The sequence below is a fragment of the Pseudoalteromonas sp. OFAV1 genome (assembly GCF_021532595.1).
Taxonomy (GTDB): domain Bacteria; phylum Pseudomonadota; class Gammaproteobacteria; order Enterobacterales; family Alteromonadaceae; genus Pseudoalteromonas; species Pseudoalteromonas lipolytica_C.
In genome coordinates this window covers 164946-182013 of the sequence record NZ_JAKGBG010000001.1, presented here as the reverse complement: position 1 = coordinate 182013, position 17068 = coordinate 164946, and the positions used below count along the sequence as shown (strand labels likewise).

General features: G+C 41.8%; 14 protein-coding genes and 1 tRNA gene. 5 read left to right on the top strand and 10 right to left on the bottom strand.

Annotation, left to right across the window (positions count from 1 at the left end):
• Window positions 1-12 precede the first annotated feature (12 nt).
• The 3 genes from L1267_RS00840 to L1267_RS00825 all read right to left on the bottom strand — a co-directional run bounded on the left by L1267_RS00840 (window position 13) and on the right by L1267_RS00825 (window position 1956).
• Window positions 13-1086, bottom strand: coding sequence for an endonuclease/exonuclease/phosphatase family protein (locus tag L1267_RS00840; protein WP_442960545.1), 1074 nt, complete (start codon window positions 1084-1086; stop codon window positions 13-15).
• Between the two features lie 17 nt (window positions 1087-1103).
• Entirely contained in the window at window positions 1104-1418 is a 315-nt protein-coding gene (locus tag L1267_RS00830) for a hypothetical protein (protein WP_235381806.1), read from the bottom strand.
• Window positions 1419-1518: 100 nt separating this feature from the next.
• Window positions 1519-1956 carry a hypothetical protein gene (locus L1267_RS00825; protein ID WP_235381804.1) on the bottom strand — a complete coding sequence of 146 codons (438 nt, stop codon included), beginning with the start codon at window positions 1954-1956 and terminating at the stop codon, window positions 1519-1521.
• Between the two features lie 346 nt (window positions 1957-2302).
• On the opposite strand from L1267_RS00825, the gene L1267_RS00820 reads away from it, so the two are divergent.
• Both L1267_RS00820 and L1267_RS00815 read left to right on the top strand, forming a co-directional pair.
• On the top strand, window positions 2303-4360 hold the full coding sequence (locus L1267_RS00820) for a TonB-dependent receptor (RefSeq protein WP_235381802.1): 2058 nt from the start codon (window positions 2303-2305) through the stop codon (window positions 4358-4360).
• A 96-nt stretch (window positions 4361-4456) separates the two neighbouring features.
• Window positions 4457-5641: an MFS transporter gene (locus L1267_RS00815; protein ID WP_235381801.1), complete on the top strand. Its 1185-nt coding sequence runs from the start codon at window positions 4457-4459 to the stop codon at window positions 5639-5641.
• Window positions 5642-5655: 14 nt separating this feature from the next.
• Here the strand turns inward: L1267_RS00815 and L1267_RS00810 are convergent, their stop codons facing one another.
• The 5 genes from L1267_RS00810 to L1267_RS00790 all read right to left on the bottom strand — a co-directional run bounded on the left by L1267_RS00810 (window position 5656) and on the right by L1267_RS00790 (window position 11771).
• On the bottom strand, window positions 5656-6066 hold the full coding sequence (locus tag L1267_RS00810; protein WP_235381800.1) for a GFA family protein: 411 nt from the start codon (window positions 6064-6066) through the stop codon (window positions 5656-5658).
• 1 nt (window position 6067) lies between these two features.
• Window positions 6068-7081, bottom strand: coding sequence for a fatty acid desaturase (locus tag L1267_RS00805; protein WP_235381799.1), 1014 nt, complete (start codon window positions 7079-7081; stop codon window positions 6068-6070).
• Window positions 7082-7127: 46 nt separating this feature from the next.
• On the bottom strand, window positions 7128-9299 hold the full coding sequence (locus L1267_RS00800) for a putative bifunctional diguanylate cyclase/phosphodiesterase (protein ID WP_135923639.1): 2172 nt from the start codon (window positions 9297-9299) through the stop codon (window positions 7128-7130).
• A gap of 558 nt (window positions 9300-9857) precedes the next feature.
• Window positions 9858-9942, bottom strand: a tRNA-Leu gene (locus L1267_RS00795).
• A 176-nt stretch (window positions 9943-10118) separates the two neighbouring features.
• The gene (locus tag L1267_RS00790) at window positions 10119-11771 is read right to left on the bottom strand and encodes an acyl-CoA dehydrogenase family protein (protein ID WP_235381798.1); all 1653 of its coding nucleotides are present in this window, start codon (window positions 11769-11771) and stop codon (window positions 10119-10121) included.
• A 140-nt stretch (window positions 11772-11911) separates the two neighbouring features.
• Here L1267_RS00790 and L1267_RS00785 point away from each other — a divergent pair, with 140 nt between their 5' ends.
• On the top strand, window positions 11912-12412 hold the full coding sequence (locus tag L1267_RS00785) for an RDD family protein (RefSeq protein WP_199526116.1): 501 nt from the start codon (window positions 11912-11914) through the stop codon (window positions 12410-12412).
• Between the two features lie 66 nt (window positions 12413-12478).
• Here L1267_RS00785 and lptG read toward each other — a convergent pair whose 3' ends face one another.
• Window positions 12479-13546, bottom strand: a complete 1068-nt coding sequence (lptG, locus tag L1267_RS00780; RefSeq protein ID WP_135923636.1) for an LPS export ABC transporter permease LptG — start codon at window positions 13544-13546, stop codon at window positions 12479-12481.
• Window positions 13543-14655: an LPS export ABC transporter permease LptF gene (gene lptF / locus L1267_RS00775; protein WP_135923635.1), complete on the bottom strand. Its 1113-nt coding sequence runs from the start codon at window positions 14653-14655 to the stop codon at window positions 13543-13545. The genes lptG and lptF overlap by 4 nt, the downstream gene beginning before the upstream one ends.
• Before the next feature lie 322 nt (window positions 14656-14977).
• Here lptF and pepA point away from each other — a divergent pair, with 322 nt between their 5' ends.
• Together pepA and L1267_RS00765 are read left to right on the top strand one after the other, a co-directional pair.
• The gene (gene pepA, locus L1267_RS00770) at window positions 14978-16492 is read left to right on the top strand and encodes a leucyl aminopeptidase (RefSeq protein WP_135923634.1); all 1515 of its coding nucleotides are present in this window, start codon (window positions 14978-14980) and stop codon (window positions 16490-16492) included.
• Window positions 16493-16606: 114 nt separating this feature from the next.
• A complete protein-coding gene (locus L1267_RS00765; protein WP_199526111.1) occupies window positions 16607-17053 on the top strand; it encodes a DNA polymerase III subunit chi in 447 nt (148 codons plus the stop codon).
• Window positions 17054-17068 lie beyond the last annotated feature (15 nt).

Genomic DNA, 17068 nt, shown 5'->3' with positions numbered 1-17068 from the left:
ACCTAATCATTATCATTCTTCAAACATTGGCACCTGTTGCTTTGACACTGTTGGCATTTTTAACTCATCCACCGCTTTTTCTTTATCTATTTGCTCTTGCTGTTTTTGATTGTCAGAATCTGGGTTATAAACAAGCTCAGTAAGAAGCGCAAAATGATCAGAACCATATTTTGCCAACCGCTCAATGCGTTTCACACTAAACTCATTACTATGAAAAAGGTGATCTAGTGGCCAGCGCATAAAGAAATAACTGGCATGAAAGGTATAAAAAAAACCGCGGCCCTTACGTGGATCTAATAAACCACAAATACGCATAAACAAACGGGTACTGCGCGACCAAGCAACATCATTTAGATCTCCTGCAACGATACAAGGTCGCTGCCTATTTTTAAGTGCTTTCGCTAAAATAATCAGCTCAGTATCACGGGGTCGTGAACTGTCTTCTTCTGTTGGACTTGGTGGTGCAGGATGAATAAAGTGTCCTTGCATTTCAACACCATCAGCGTCTTCAAATAAAATATGAATCGAGGGGATTTCGCTTTCGATAAGCTCACACACTTGTTGTTGTTTAATTTTAAACTTACTGTATAAGTGCATGCCATAGCGATTATCTTTTGGGCAGTAGACACGATACGGATAATCTGGCTCTAAACTACTCAGCTTTTTTTGCCAAATTTGATCAGACTCTAAAGTAATGAATAAATCAGGTTGATGCGCTTTGACTAAACTAATCAGTTTGTCATATTCAGTGTTCGACATCAGTACATTTGCCGACATAATACGAATACTGTGCTTATCATCTTTATTGCTTGAGGCAACTTCTTTGTTAGCAAGCCTTGTGTAGGTATAAATCCAGCCAACTTGTAGTAGCAGCACAACGATACTGACAAGAGCCAAACCAATGTAAAGCATTGATCCCGTACGACTGATTAAATAACATGATACAACTAAACACATTCCTGCAAGGTAAACCACTTGCAAACGTACAAAGTCACAACTACGAATTAAATAATGTTGGGAGTATGAAAATGGCAGGATTGAGACCACCAGCAGCAGAGCTAGCAGTATACTCAATCCATAAGTCATACAGCTTTGTAGCAAAACTAGCGACTCAATATTGATACAATTTCGCGAGTGCCTTCAACTAAACGAACAACAGTATTGTCTACCTCAATAGAAATTAATCCATCGCGATCACGCGAGTTAATTATTTTACCGCGGCGGTAAATATCACGATCGAGAATGTCGCCCTTACGAAGTTTTTTCTGCCAACCTGGTGGTAAATCACCACCGTTATCTAGCTTTTTCTCTAGACCCGGTGGAAGACTCTTTCCTTTGTCTTTGTCCTTATCTTTTGCCAATACACCTGTTGTGGCTAGACTTAATCCCAACACAGCAACCGTTAATAATGCTTTCATGCAAATACTCCTTTTTTATATACACTTTTAAGCGTAGCAAGTTTTCCTGAACAAGGTATGAAATAACCAAAAAAAGCCGCATTAGCGGCTTCTTACAGGATTAACGATGACGAGTAACGATTGATAATATCTCTCGCGTATCATGTACTAAATGAATCAGGCGGTCATCGATTTCGATGGCAATAATACCATTTCGATCACGGCGCTTAATTACACGCCCATGTCGATAAATATCACGGTCCAGGATGTCACCGTGGTGAAGACGTTTATACCAACCTGGTGGCAAACCACCACCATGTCCTACTTTTTTGTATAAACCGGGTGGTAAATCACGGTAGCTATAACGGTCATACCTATCGTGGCGATCATATCTGTTATGATGATGGTGATGCTTGTGATGCTTCTTATGTTTATGATGCTTTTTACGCTCATGTTTGCGCTCATATCTATCATGGTCACGGTCATGTTTTGCGTATGCTTCCATCGGAATAAAGCTTAGACCCAAAACAGCAACAGAGATAGTTAGTAATTTATTCATAATTGAGACCCTCAACTTTGCTCATATTGAAAGCCTAACGTTTGTGGCTGAATCATAGATGAAGGGTTACAATTTAAAAACGTAATTGTTTACATATCAACACATTAGAAAGCCAACCTTTACATTTCTTTAAACTTCTTTGGTCATCATAGCCAATTTTATGACTCGATTTTGACTTTTTACAACGCTAATTACCGAAAATAGGGCAGTACTTTTCATGCTGATTTAAAGTGCGAATTTTTAGCGTCATAAACACAACGTAAAAAGTTATTAATCGCGAAAGCTTTTACCCATCCTAAAAAGCAGTTACCCTTTGATTTTTGTTGTACCTAACCAAAGGGTTTTCATGAAGTTGTCGATACTCTCAGTGCTTGTGAGCACCTCATTAATTAATCAGCAAGCGATTGCTAATAATGAGCTAGAACATATTACAACAACCGCCTCGCGCAGCGAGGTATTGGCAGATCCACTGCCTGTTGTGGTAAGTAGTATTTCACAAAAGCAACTGGCACTTATCGCTCCAACCCATATTGAACAAGCCCTAAAGCAAGTTGCCGGTGCTAATCTTCAACATGGTAACGGCCAAGAGTATTTACCCGCTTTACGTTCGCCTGTGCTATCAGGTGCCGGTGCTTGCGGTGGTTTACTTACTGCTGAAGATGGTATTCCACTTCGCGCAGCTGGCTTTTGCAACATCAATGAATTATTCGAAGCCCACACTGAAATGGCTGATCGTATCGAAGTACTGAAAGGTCCGGGCTCTGCTCTTTATGGTTCAAACGCAGTGCATGGTGTGGTCAACGTGATCACCCCTGATACAACCTATGACCACAACCAACTTGGTTTTGATTACGGTTCGTTTGGCTATACCCGCTATAAACTAGGTACGGGTCGTGACTTTGGTCAGCAAGGCTTAGGCATTAATGCCACGATCACCCGAGATACGGGTTATCGCGATGACGAAAGTGTTGATCAAGAAAAGCTCTCGCTACGTCACCGTTTTGATGGCGAAAAACTAAGTGTAAGTACAGGCCTTACTTATACCCATTTAGATCAGCAAACTGCTGGCTACATCGAGGGCTTTGAAAGCTATAAGGATGAGCAAATAGCACAGTCTAACTTTGACCCTGATGCATTTCGTAAGGCCCGCTCTTTGCGTGTTTGGTCAAAGCTAAATTGGACACAAGATGAGGCTAACAGCTTTACCCTAACGCCTTATATTCGCGACCAAAGCATGACCTTCTTTAAGCATTTTTTACCGGGTACTCCCCTTGAAGAAAATGCTCAGCAAGGAGTTGGCCTACAATCTAGCTGGCAGCATAAGTTGACCGCTTCTAGCCTGTTAACTGTTGGTTTTGATGGTGAGCTTACTGATGCTGATTTTTTACAATATCAAGACGGCCCCACTCAAGGCTCAGCGTTTTTAGTCGCCACCGTGCCACAAGGTAAACATTATGACTATCAAGTAACAAGTACCCTATTGGCACCATTTGTTAACCTTGATTGGCAACTTGATGAGTTACTCATCAGTCTTGGTGGTCGCTACGAGCGTATGCGTTATGACTACGACAACCAAATGTTGGCTGGTCGCACAAAAGACGATGGCACAGCATGCGCAATGGGTGGGTGTCGCTATTCTCGACCAGAAAGCGGCGTAAATCGCTTTACTAACTTCTCGCCTAAGCTTGGTTTAAGCTATCAATATGCTGATAATCAGTTTATCTATGCCAATGCTTCTGAAGGTTATCGAGCACCGCAAGCGGCAGAGCTTTATCAGTTACAGCGCGAACAGAATGTCGCAGATCTTAAATCCGAAATAGCTAAAAACCTAGAACTCGGTTTAAAAGGTCAACAAGGACAGCTGCATTATGTAGTTAGCATTTATGCAATGAATAAAGAGAATACTATTTTCCGCGACAGTGACTTTTATTACGTCAATGATGGCCAAACCCAGCATCGCGGTGTTGAGCTTGAGCTGGCCTATGCCATTACACCAAGCTTATCGATGCAGTTAGCAGCGAGCCACGCCAAACACACTTACAGTTACGATCAATTACTTGGCGGGGTTAATATTAATGGCAATCTCATCGATACTGCACCACGTAACATCGCAAACTTACAGCTACTTTGGCAAGCAAACGACATAACGCGTGTTGGTCTTGAGCTACATACCACCAGCAGTTACTTTACTGATCCTGAAAACCTGCATAGTTACGAAGGCCACTCGCTAGTTAACTTAAGAGCGGCGTGGCAGCTAACAGCTAACTTTACGGTTACTGCACGAGTGAACAATTTAACCGACGAGCGTTATGCTGAGCGTGCTGACTACACCACATTTAGTGGCGACCGCTACTTTCCGGGAAGACCGCGCAATGCCATGTTATCAGCAAGTTATCAGTTTTAAGTAACCGCATTTTTTGGTGAGCTATCTCATAGTTCACCCACGCTGTTTAGTGTTTTGGTATGATAAATGTACCTCTTGCTATGATCTCTAAACAGCGTGACATCTTCTCAAAATCTAATTCGTAACCTTCTTTTAGTGCTGGGCATTTTTCTTATTGCAGCCAGTTTACGTGCCCCTATCACTGGTATTGCACCGGTGCTTGAACAGATCATTGAACAATTTAAGTTAAATGCATCACAAGCCGGCATGTTGACGACATTACCTTTAATCGCGTTTGCTATTGCCTCGCCTATGGCGGCAAGTCTTGCTAAAAAGTGCGGCCTTGAAGTATCGCTATTTATTGCTCTTGTACTAATAGGCATAGGGGTTGTATCTCGTGTTATTGATTCTGCCACTGTGCTATTTATTGGTACCGCAGTGATTGGCGTAGGTATCGCGATTGGTAATGTGCTATTGCCAAGCCTGATAAAAAGAGACTTTCCACATAAAGTGGCAGTGATGACATCTAGTTATGTTTTGGCAATGGGCATATTTGGTGGCAGCTATTCAGCACTCATCATTCCGCTGGCAGAATATAAAGAACTTGGCTGGCAATTGGCACTCGCAAGTTATGGCTTATTGGTTGTACTGGCAATAGTGGTGTGGTTACCGCAACTTAAGCAGCATACCATGCCAAAACAGTCTCATGTACCTGGTAGCACACAAAGCAAAATTTGGCACTCAGCACTTGCTTGGCAAATCACTTTGCTGCTCGGTTTCAACTCATTTTTCACTTATATCATGCTAGGTTGGCTACCCAGTATACTTATAGAAGGTGGCCATAGCGCTCAGCATGCAGGTGCTTTGCAAGGCGCCTTTCAAGTTGCCTCGGCACTGCCGGGTATTGTGCTTATTCCACTACTTGCCAAATTAAAAGATCAACGCATCTTAACGCTAAGCTTAGCGTTACTTGGTGCGCTTTGTTCTGTTGGATTATTAGTTGCGCCTAGTTTTGCGATGCTTTGGTCAGTCACCTTAGGTTTTTGCTCAGGTGCGTGTTTTATCTTAGGCTTATCATTTGTAAGTTTGCGAACTCATGACTCAATGCAAGCCGCGGCATTATCAGGTATGGCACAATGCATCGGGTATTTACTAGCTGCAACAGGCCCTATTATTGCGGGGTCCTTACATAGCTATTTTAATAACTGGGCAGGAGCACTTTGGCTGTGTATTACATCAAGCCTACTGTGTGCATTGTTTGGTTACTTAAGTGGCCGAAATGTCACTATCGAGCAACAATAAAAATGAAACCGCACTTATTTAGGTGCGGTTTCAAAGGCACTCATATCACTTAGGTTATCGAGCCAAGGTTTATGTGAACGATACCAAATATGGGCTTTAGGGATAAGCTCATCAGCTTGCTCTACAGCGCCAATTCGTAAGCCATAAATACGCTCACCAGCTCCTACAGAAGTAGCATACAAGGCTGTACCACAGTTACCACAAAATCCTTGCGCACGTTGATTACCACTCTCAGCGATTTTTATATATTCTTTTGGTGGAGCACCTGTGAAGGTACCCCCATCTGGCACAGACACCACAACCGTGCGAAAAGGCGCACCCGAGATAATTTGGCAGTCAGTGCAGTGACAGTTAATCACTTTATTTTCATCAACTTCTGCATGGTAAGTTACCTCACCACAATGACAACGACCGGTAACCTTCATATTAAACTCCTTGTTGAGATGACTGCTCTTTTACTGGGTAGTGATTGGCATGTTTTAAGCTTTGTAAGTCATTAAAACGTACCCCATGCTGGGCCATAATAGGATGTATTTTTTTGCTGATCAATTGCCTAATGTAAAAGGGCTGATTCGGCACAAAATGATGGATTGTATGCGTGCGGCCAAAATCAAAACAAAATAACTGAAATGGTAAAAACCAGCGACTGGTGACCACATGCGTTTGCTCAAGCAAGTTATTTACACCGCCATAATAATGCATGGAAGATGTCACTAAGTTAAGAGAGCTCGAACGAATCATATTAGGCACAATAAGTACCACCATTAAAAACTCTGCTCCCGCCAGTAATTCAGCTCCCCATGTTGGCAATGTAAATGGCTGCACAAACTGCACAGCGTAATAAGCAATTACCCCATAAAGAATCGCAAAGTACGCGGTTGTAATCGGAAAGCCCGCATTAAACACGCGTAAAAACTTAAAACCAGTAATTTCTTTATTAAATCGCTTGGTATTGATTAATAAACCTAGCAGACCATCAGTAATGACCAAGGCTCTTAAAAATGGTGATTTAATGCCATTGCCCACTAAGCGCTCTTCTAAATCTTGTGAGGTGCCGGATACTTTATGGTGATGTAAATGAATTTTTCTGCGATACCAAGGGTTAACCGTATTGGGTCGCATTAGCCACACGGTTAACATCATTAGGTTATGAATATAAGGGCGATTACTAAAATACTGCTTGTGGATCAGGTCATGCTCAAGCTCATGGGAGATCGAGGTAATAAATGCAGCCAGAATGATACACAGCCATGCAGGTATAATAGTTAGGTAATAAAGTGTCGCAACGCCAATCAGTGCGCTTAACGACATTAGTAAAATAACCATCGCAATGGTGTTTTGCTGGTTGAGTATAGAGAAACGTGTTCTAAGCGACTGCTCTTCGGTCTTAATGGCCGTAACAATCGCCTTTATGTTTTGCTTTGCGGTTAATTTTGACATCACAAGCTTTGCTAACTGGTTGATATCAAAATCATACCGTAATTACCTACTGCTCTCGAGAAAATTGCGTTAAAAATGGCACTACATCATTTGCTGGCAATGGCTTAGAAAAGTAATAGCCTTGAATATAATCACAACCCGCTTCAGTTAGAACCGCTAGCTGCTCACGCTCTTCAACCCCTTCAGCAACAACTTTAATACCTAACACCCGACTCATTTGGATAATCGATTTAACCAGCGCTTCGTCACCTAAATCAACATGCACTTCATCAATAAATGACTTATCAAGCTTAAGTACATCAACCGGGAAGCGGCGCAAATAACTAAGGGACGAATAACCGGTACCAAAATCATCTAATGAAATTAAACACCCTGCTTGCTTCAACTGCTTTAATACATCGAGATGGTTTGTATTTTCTGGCGCTAGCACACTTTCAGTTAACTCAAATGAAATTTTTGATGGTTTAACACCCTGTTTTTTAATGATTTCAAGCCATGTATTACGCTCAGGGTTAAACTCAGTAAACTCAAATAAAGAGCGATTCACGTTAAAAACAAAGTTTTCATAACCTTCTGCTTCTAACGCTTTTATTTGCTGACAGGTTTTAATCAACACAAGTTCACCGAGAGGTATAATCACTCGAGACTCTTCAGCTAACGGAATAAACTCAACAGGTGATACCCATTGCCCTTGATTATTCCAACGCACCAAACTTTCGAATTTAGCAACCGTGTTATTTTCAACATCAATAATCGGCTGAAAATACACCTCTAACTCGTTATTTTTAACCGCTTGCGTTAATTGCTCAACTAATAGGTTATGCTTTTTAACCTTAATATCCATATCTTTACAGAAAAATAAGTACTCTTCTGCAACTTGCTTTGCATTTAATGTAGCCAGCTCTGCTTGTCTTATTAAACGACGAGCAATTTTTTCTATTTTATGTTGCGATGTTGTATCACTGGTTTGCTCTAATCTGCTAATACCCAATGTAACTGATATTTGTTGATTAATACCACCAATTGAAAAAGGCTCAAGCAATAACGTAGTAACCTGTTTACATACATGTTCAAGTTCACTCGTGTGCTGATAGGTCTGCAAGATAGCAAAACTATCGCCATCTATTCGCGAAAAAGCACATTCTTTAAAATGGCGTTCAAGTCGCTCTGCTAACTTACATAAAACCCTATCACCAAATGTTAAGCCGTATACCGTGTTAATATCTTGGAACTTGTCGATATCAAAGTAAATTACAGCTAAATTGGTATCCACATCGTCTTGATAAGACAGCGACGACACAAGCTGGCACAAGTACTCTTTAAAATAAAAGCGATTGGTTAAACCGGTGAGCTGGTCATGATTCGCATGAAAGTAGATTTTCTGTTCTGCTTCTTTCTTCTCAGTGATATCAAGAATAAACGCCACATAACAATCTTCACCATTATTTTGCATTTTGGTTATAGATAAAAATTGTGTATATAGCGTACCTTGTTTGGTCTTGTTAGTGATTTCACCGGACCACTTACCCTCAGTATTAATTTGGTGCCACATTGCTTTGTAAAAGTGAGGATCATATTTGTTTGAGCTTAAAATTTTTGGGTTTTGCCCTAAAACTTCATCCAACGAGTAGCCCGTCATTTTCGTAAATGCGGTATTCGCGTAGGTAATATGTACATTGTGGTCGCAAATAAAAATTGCTTCGTGGCTTTGTTCTATAAGTTGATTTGCAAAATCGAGTTTAGCAATAAAGCGGTCTTTCTCAATTTCACGTTGAATAAGGCCGGTAAATAATGAGAAAAACGATTCTATTTGCATCGCGTCGTTTATTTCATGCTGAAATAGCGCGACAAGAATAGTATCAGTTTTGCCAGACACGCTTTGTAGAGGTACCCCTACATAAGCTTCAACTCCCATGTCAACGAGCATCTGATCGTTTGGAAATAGCTGCTGAACACCAGCACTATAACTAGAAATACTGCCGCATTTTACATCGTTACAGGGGGTACAGCGGATATCGTAGCTGATGTTTTCAACAATTTCGTCATGCGCAGCCAAAGCAATGGTCGTCGCATGTAACGTTGACTCATCAACTTGAGCTAAAAAAACATAAGAGGCACCAAGTACTTCAGACAAGGAAAGGCATATTGCATTATAAAAGTTTTCACTTTTAAGATTAGATATACTTTCAACAATACGTTTTAAGTCGTATGTACCCACGCGATGCCACCCTACCGATTCAATGCACTAAGTGATTGACTTCACTTATACTTAGACCACAAATTGTATTATAAGATTGTTCTAAACACCATCGGACACTAGTCTAAAATGGTGACATTGCGAGCAAAAAAGCACACATTTTTCGGGGTTATTTAATAATTAAGCATAGTTCGAACTTGACCGCTTATAAATAGAACAAAAGTTGCTTTAATAGTGGCTGAATGGATACTTTATAACGAATTGCAAGCACTAGACAAAGTTCCCCGAAGGAATAGCTTTAGCCTTGATTGTTTTGTGTATGGTTAGGTATTGCTTGGTTAGGCACAAAAGTACCTTTTCGAACTGGATTGCTGAAGATAGCTTGCCCCACATGGCGCTCAAGTCCGCTAACTACTTTTCAGGCATAAAAAAACCCCAGCAAAACTGCTGGGGTCATAAAAGTGGTACCAGTAGGCGGACTTTTACTTACTCCAGTGCCACGCCCCGCGTGGCGCTCAAGTCCGATAAAGACTTTTTCAGGCATAAAAAAACCCTAACCAATTGGCTAGGGTTAAAAAGTGGTACCAGTAGGCGGACTTGAACCGCCACGCCCGAAGGCAACGGATTTTGAATCCGTCATGTCTACCAATTCCATCATACTGGCTTCATTTTTCTTTAACCTTCTAAACACGAGAAGATAAAGAAAAACCACTTTAGAGCAAAAACTTTTTAAACTGCTTTTGTCTCTATGCCAAGCATTATACAAAGAATGGGTAAGGCAGCAAGCCTTTTGTGCGCAGCGGCTACTCAACCGAACAATTATTAAACAAGTTGTTAACTTTAGAGTTTTGGCATCATTCTCGAAACAATCGCCTGACAATCAATATCACAACTAAGGCAACCATATTGACTAAACCCCACACCGGTTAAACGGCTTTTCACAAACGCATCTGCTATAAGCGGTTCGCCAAATTGCAATAGCGTCGCTGCTTGCCAAAGCTGTGCCAGCCTTTCAATTATGCGCCGAGCATGCATTTCGAAGTTTGCGGTATCTGTGAGCATTTCTTTAAGTTCATCGAGTTTTATCGCAAAATCAGGGTGCAAACTGCGTGCTTTTTCTAGCTCATTGATAAGCACCTCAAGTGATTCAGGTTCACGGCTAAACACGCGCAAAAGATCAAGGCACTGCACATTACCAGAGCCTTCCCAAATTGAGTTAACCGGTGCTTCTTTATAAAGTCGGCTGGTAATGTTGTCTTGAACATAACCCACACCACCAATACATTCCATAGCCTCATAAGTGTGCTGCACTGCCCGCTTACAAATCCAATATTTACCGATTGCCGTGGCACTGCGTATCAATGCCACTTCATTGCTATCATCTTGATTATCAAGGGCATGGGCAATACGCATTGAAATGGCAAGTGCAGCTTCTGCTTCAATAGCTAAATCAGCCAGCACATTGAGCATCAGTGGCTGTTGATGCAGATTTTTCCCAAATACACTGCGCCCAGATGTATGCCATATTGCTTCTTTTACTGCTTGTAACATCAATGAACTTGAGCCTAGCATGCAGTCGTAACGAGTTAGAGCAACCATTTGAATAATTGTAGCAATACCTCTTCCTGGTTCTCCGAGTAACCAGCCATGCGCACCTCTAAATTCAATTTCAGAACTCGCATTTGATTGATTACCTAACTTATTTTTTAAGCGCTGAATATACATGGCATTTTTCTCGCCAGTTTCGAGCCAGCGTGGCACTAAAAAGCAAGATAATTGCTTGTCATCGGTATTAGCGAGTACTAAAAATGCATCACTCATGGGCGCTGAGCAAAACCATTTGTGGCCGGTTAAAGCATATAATTGCCCTGCACCACTCTCATTGATGGCGTCGGCTTTGGTGGTGTTAGCTCTAACATCAGAGCCACCTTGTTTTTCGGTCATCGCCATACCTATGGTGACACCCTTTTTTTCGTACCAAGGTTTATTATCTGAATCGTAATGATTTGCCAGTATTTTAGGTAGCCACATAGCCGCTACATTTTTTTGACTGGCTATTGCAGGCACACTGGCAAAGGTCATGGTTAATGGGCAGCCGGAGCCCGGATCAGCATGGTTGTGGAGCACCGCCATCGCTGCTCTTACAACATGACTACCAGCCTTTTTTTGTTGCCAAGGCAATGCGCAGTGCCCTTGCTCTATGGCATGCTGCATCAGCTGATGGTAACTTGGATGATAATCAACTTGGTCTATGCGCTCACCAAAGCGGCTATGTGTATTTAGTTCTGGCAAGTGTTTATTTGCTAAGAACCCAGCACGCAATAATGTGCCGCCCACTTGCTCTCCAAACGCCGTTAAATGTGCAGCCCCCCATTGCCCTGCAAAACGGTTTTGCCAATACTGAAGCACGCTGTCAGCCTCATAGGCGTTGTAATTTTCAAGCGGTTTAGGTTGATTAAATACCTGATGGGTTTCACTTTGAGAAACAGCCATAGTTGTGTACTCATTTTTATTATTTTCTTTACTATAGCAGGTCAGACCTGTTTGTCGACGCGCTAAAGCTTCGCTAAGTATTTCTTGTTTGCTAAGTACTTTGCTAAACTACTGCGCAATTTAATTGGATGAGATAGTTTATGTCAGCTGAGTTTCCACGTGCCGGTTTCTGGCGCCGTTTTGCCTCTTTAATTTACGATACCTTAGTTGTAATTGCTTTTGCGATGCTGACAACTGTACTGTATTTATTAGCTGTTCAAGGGCTAATTTCATTAGACGTACTTAGCATTGGCAACGCTGAGGATGTATCTGCTTTCATTCAAAATTCGCCATTACTGTATGGGATTCGTAGTGCGTTATTGGTAGTGGTGAGTATTAGTTTCTTTAGCTATTTTTGGGCTAAAAGTGGCCAAACTATTGGTATGCGTGCATGGCGTTTGAAGGTGCAAACCCTCGATGGTCGCTTAATTAGTTGGCATCAAGGTGCAATCAGAGCGATTACTGCGCTATTAGGTTTAGGGAATCTAGTGGTGTTGGTTGATTTTAAAAATAAGCGCGCTTTGCAAGATTACATCGCAAAAACAGAAGTTATCACCTTAACCAAAGAAGAAAATAAACGTATTTATCGCTCACTTGATTAAGCAACAAATCAAGCACAAAAAAAGCGTGGCTCAAAACCACGCTTTTTTTGTGTCTTAAAACGAGCATTACACCCGTTTATTCAATAAGTAAGTAGCAAAGCCAATAAATAAAACACTTGGCAATACAGCCCCTACCACGGCTGGAATTTGATACACCATAACCACAGGACCAAAAATCTCATTGGTTAGGTGAAAAGTGATACCTGTGATCACGCCCATAATGATGCGTGCGCCCATTGTCACGGTACGAAGTGGTCCAAATATGAATGATAATGCCACTAATAACATCACGGCTATCGATATAGGCTGCATAATCTTACGCCACAATGCTAATTCATAGGTGCTCGTATCTTGCTCATTCTGTTTCAAATAGCTTAAGTAAGACCATAATCCAGTGAACGATAAAGCCTCAGGTTTTACAGATACAACCCCTAGCTTTTCGGCGGTAAGTTGGGAGCTGTAAAACTCTTCACCTTGTTGCTCGGTAGTGATCTGTTCAGGTGTAATCATTACCTTATTAACATCGCGAAGTAACCAGCCATCCTTGCGATTAAGTGCTTCTTCAGCTTTCGTAATTTGTGTTAATTGCAGTGACTTATCAAAATGATACATGTGTACACCGCGAAGTATGCCTTGTTGATCAACATCTTCGATATTTATAAAGTTGTTACCATCTTTTGCCCACACCCCTTGTTTGGCATTAAAAACATCCCCGCCATAAATCGCTTGGTTACGGATATCTTTTGCCTTGAGCTGTGCTTCTGGTGCACCCCACTCACCTAGTGCCATCATACAAATAGCCATAAACATAGCGGTTTTCATTACTGAAACAATAATTTGCAGCCGTGACATCCCCGCCGCTTGCATGACTACCAGCTCACTATTTGAGGCCAGCGCACCAAGTCCCGTTAAGCCACCAATTAACGCAGCCATAGGAAAGAAAATAACTAAATCGCCTGGCATACTATACAGTGTGTAAATGAGGGCTGTTGCAATATCATAGCTACCACGACCAACCGATTTTAACTGCTCAATAAACTTTATTAGGGTGCTAATACCCACCAATACCATTAAGGCAAAACCGGTTGTTTGAATTATGCTGCGACCTAAATACCAGTCGAGTGTTTTCATCATGCGCTTAACTCCCGCTTAGTCACTACTGCTTTTAACCACGCACCGAGCGGACGACCTTTAATAATCAAGAACCCACCAATAAACAAGGCTGATAAATGGATCCACCACAAGCCAATTGAAGGCGGAATTTTGCCATCTTCAACAGCAAACTTAGCGGCATTCAGTAATATGAAATACCCTAAATATAAGCTGATTGCAGGCACTAATTTAGCAAATTTACCTTGGCGCGGATTTACCACACTTAAAGGCACTGCTAATAAAGTTAATAATGGAATTGAAAGCGGAATAGCTAAACGCCATTGCCACTGCGCAATTGCTTCAGTGGTTTTCATTTTAAACAGATCAAATGTTGGTACAGCTTCTAATTTACGGCGCTGATGCTCAATTTCTTGATCTTGGATTTGCACACTATAGCCATCGAATTCGGTTAAGTTAAGGGCTGCTGTTTCGCCATCGGTTTCGTAACGTTTACCGTCGTTTAAAACAAGTTGTTGCTCACCATTTTCTTGTTCAATCACCACCCCACGCTCAGCATATACTAAACGGGCTAAGTCACCTTTCTCTCGGTCTGGCAACTGGGCAACAAATACTTTGTGAAGCTCTTTGCCGCCATTTTCAATATTGTGAATAAACACAACCGCTTTTTCGTTCCCGGTTTGCTGAAAACGTCCGGCACGTAAAGCCGACAAGCCAGCGTCAGCTTTAGCTTGCTCTTTTAATTGATATTCTTGCTCACTGGCCCATGGCGCGATATAGAGTGTAAGCGCCCCTGCTAATACGGCCATCGCAGTGCTTGAAATAAGCGTCACTCGAACCACGTACCACTCACTCACACCACACGCTCTGAAAACTGTCATTTCGCTGTCAGCATAAATGCGACTGTACGCCAAGATAATACCCAAGAAGATACTTAAAGGCAGAATAAGTGAAGCAAGTTGAGGTAGTTTTAGTGCAATCATCGAAAGCACAAGCTTAGCAGGAAGCCCCCCTTCAGAGGCGTCTCCTAAAATAACAACAAACTTTTGAGACACGAAAATAGTCATCAAAGTTAAAAATACGGCGACCTGCGACTTTAAGACTTCAGTGGTCAAATAACGAAAAATTAGCAATGCTCGCCCCTGTTAAACATCGAGTTTCACTGGAATAGTAAGGAATTTTGAGTAAACTAGTTATTTTACTCACTTTATTATATGCCATCAAAGTTAAATATCATACCTAGCAAGAACATATAATCTTGCTTAAATGGTACAGATGGCCTCTATTATGTGATATTGATATTCACATTAAGATAAAGTTCAAAAACACATAAATAGAGTCACAGTTTATGTACTAACATTAGTGCTTATAAACTAAAAAATGTAAGAAACAGCTCAAAATGAATTTCTTACCCTTATTTTACGAAGGTATTTAGACTCAACATCAGGAGTAACAATGGAATTTAGCGTAAAAAGTGGTAGTCCAGAAAAACAACGTAGCGCATGTATTGTAGTTGGCGTTTATGAGCCACGTCGTTTATCGCCCATTGGTGAACAGCTAGATAAAATAAGTGACGGTTATATCTCAAACTTACTTCGCCGCGGTGATCTTGAAGGAAAACCTGGTCAAGTATTGTTATTACACCACGTTCCCAATGTACTGAGCGAGCGCGTACTGTTAGTTGGTTGTGGTAAAGAGCGTGAGCTTGATGACAAACAATACAAACAAATCATCTCAAAAACGATTAACACGCTAAACGAAACTGGTTCGATGGAAGCTGTGTGCTTTTTAACTGAGCAACATGTTAAAAGTCGTGACACCTACTGGAAAGTCCGCCAAGCAGTCGAAACGACACAAGACTGTTTATACACATTTAATCAGCTTAAAAGCAAAAAGAGCGATCCACGTCGCCCGCTTCGTAAAATTGTTTTCAACGTACCAACACGTCGCGAGCTAACGATTGGCGAAAGTGCAATTGAGCATGGTTTAGCCATCGCTGCGGGTAGCAAGTTATGTAAAGATGTTGCCAATATGCCACCAAACATCTGTAACCCTGCTTACTTAGGTGAGCAAGCAAAGGAGCTTGCAGAAAACTTTGATAACGTAACTGTTGAAATTATTGGCGAAGAAAAAATGGCAGAGCTGGGCATGAATTCATACCTAGCGGTTGGCCGTGGTAGTGCTAATGAGTCAGTAATGTCTGTGATCAACTATCAAGGTGGCGACAAAGATCAAGCGCCAATCGTCTTGGTTGGTAAAGGTTTGACCTTTGACTCAGGCGGTATTTCAATCAAGCCAGGCGAAGCCATGGATGAAATGAAGTACGACATGGGTGGTGCTGCAGGTGTTATTGGTGCTATGCGCGCCTTGGTACAAATGCAGTTACCTATTAATGTGGTTGGTGTACTTGCCGGATGTGAAAATATGCCTGGCTCAAACGCTTATCGCCCGGGTGATATTTTAACAACCATGTCAGGTCAAACTGTTGAAGTGTTAAATACCGATGCAGAAGGCCGGTTAGTATTGTGTGATGCATTAACGTATGTTGAGCGTTTTGAACCAGATACTGTTGTCGACGTAGCGACACTAACTGGTGCGTGTATCATTGCGCTGGGCTCTCATGCTACGGGTTTACTATCAAACCATAACCCACTTGCTCATGATTTACTTAAAGCGTCTGAACAAAGTGGTGACCGCGCATGGCAATTGCCACTGTGGGATGACTACCAAGAGCAACTTGAAAGCCCGTTTGCTGATTTCACCAACTTAGGTGGCCGTGCAGCAGGTACGATTACTGCAGCGTGCTTCTTATCTAAATTTACCAAAAAATATAATTGGGCTCATTTAGATATTGCAGGCACAGCGTGGCGTAGTGGCGGTAAAAACAAAGGTGCTACAGGCCGTCCGGTCCCAATGCTGACACAATATTTACTTAACCGTGCAGGCGTAAACGAAGCCAATCACGACTAACAAGCTAAACATAGCTAAATAAGGCGCCAAATGGCGCCTTATTAATTGAAGCAATACTCGTTCTATGTCAAAATCCCTGTTTTGATCTGTGTATCTGTGGGGACACCCGTCACAATGAGTATGAACGCACAATTTTACGTTCTAAAACAAGATGATAATGCCCAGCAATCAACTGACGCACGTTTCGATCTCGCGGCAAAAATTGCTGCTGATCAGTATCGTCTTGGTCATCGCGTATTTATTTACGCCGATAACACTGACATGGCCCACACAATCGACGACATCATTTGGTCATTTGAACCAGATAGTTTTGTACCACACAACCTACAAGGTGAAGGCCCTAAAGGTGGCGCACCGGTTGAAATTGGTATGACTCCGCCCGTCGGCAACAGAAAAATATTAATCAACTTAGCTGAACACCTGCCGGATTTTATTCGCCGTTTTCAGCAAGTTTTTGACTTTGTACCCATTGAGCCAAACGCTAAGCAAGCCGCCCGTGAGCGGTTTAAAAAGCTTCGCCAACTGGGCGCCCATATTGCAACGCAAGAAATTGACATTTAAGCATTTATTTAAGGT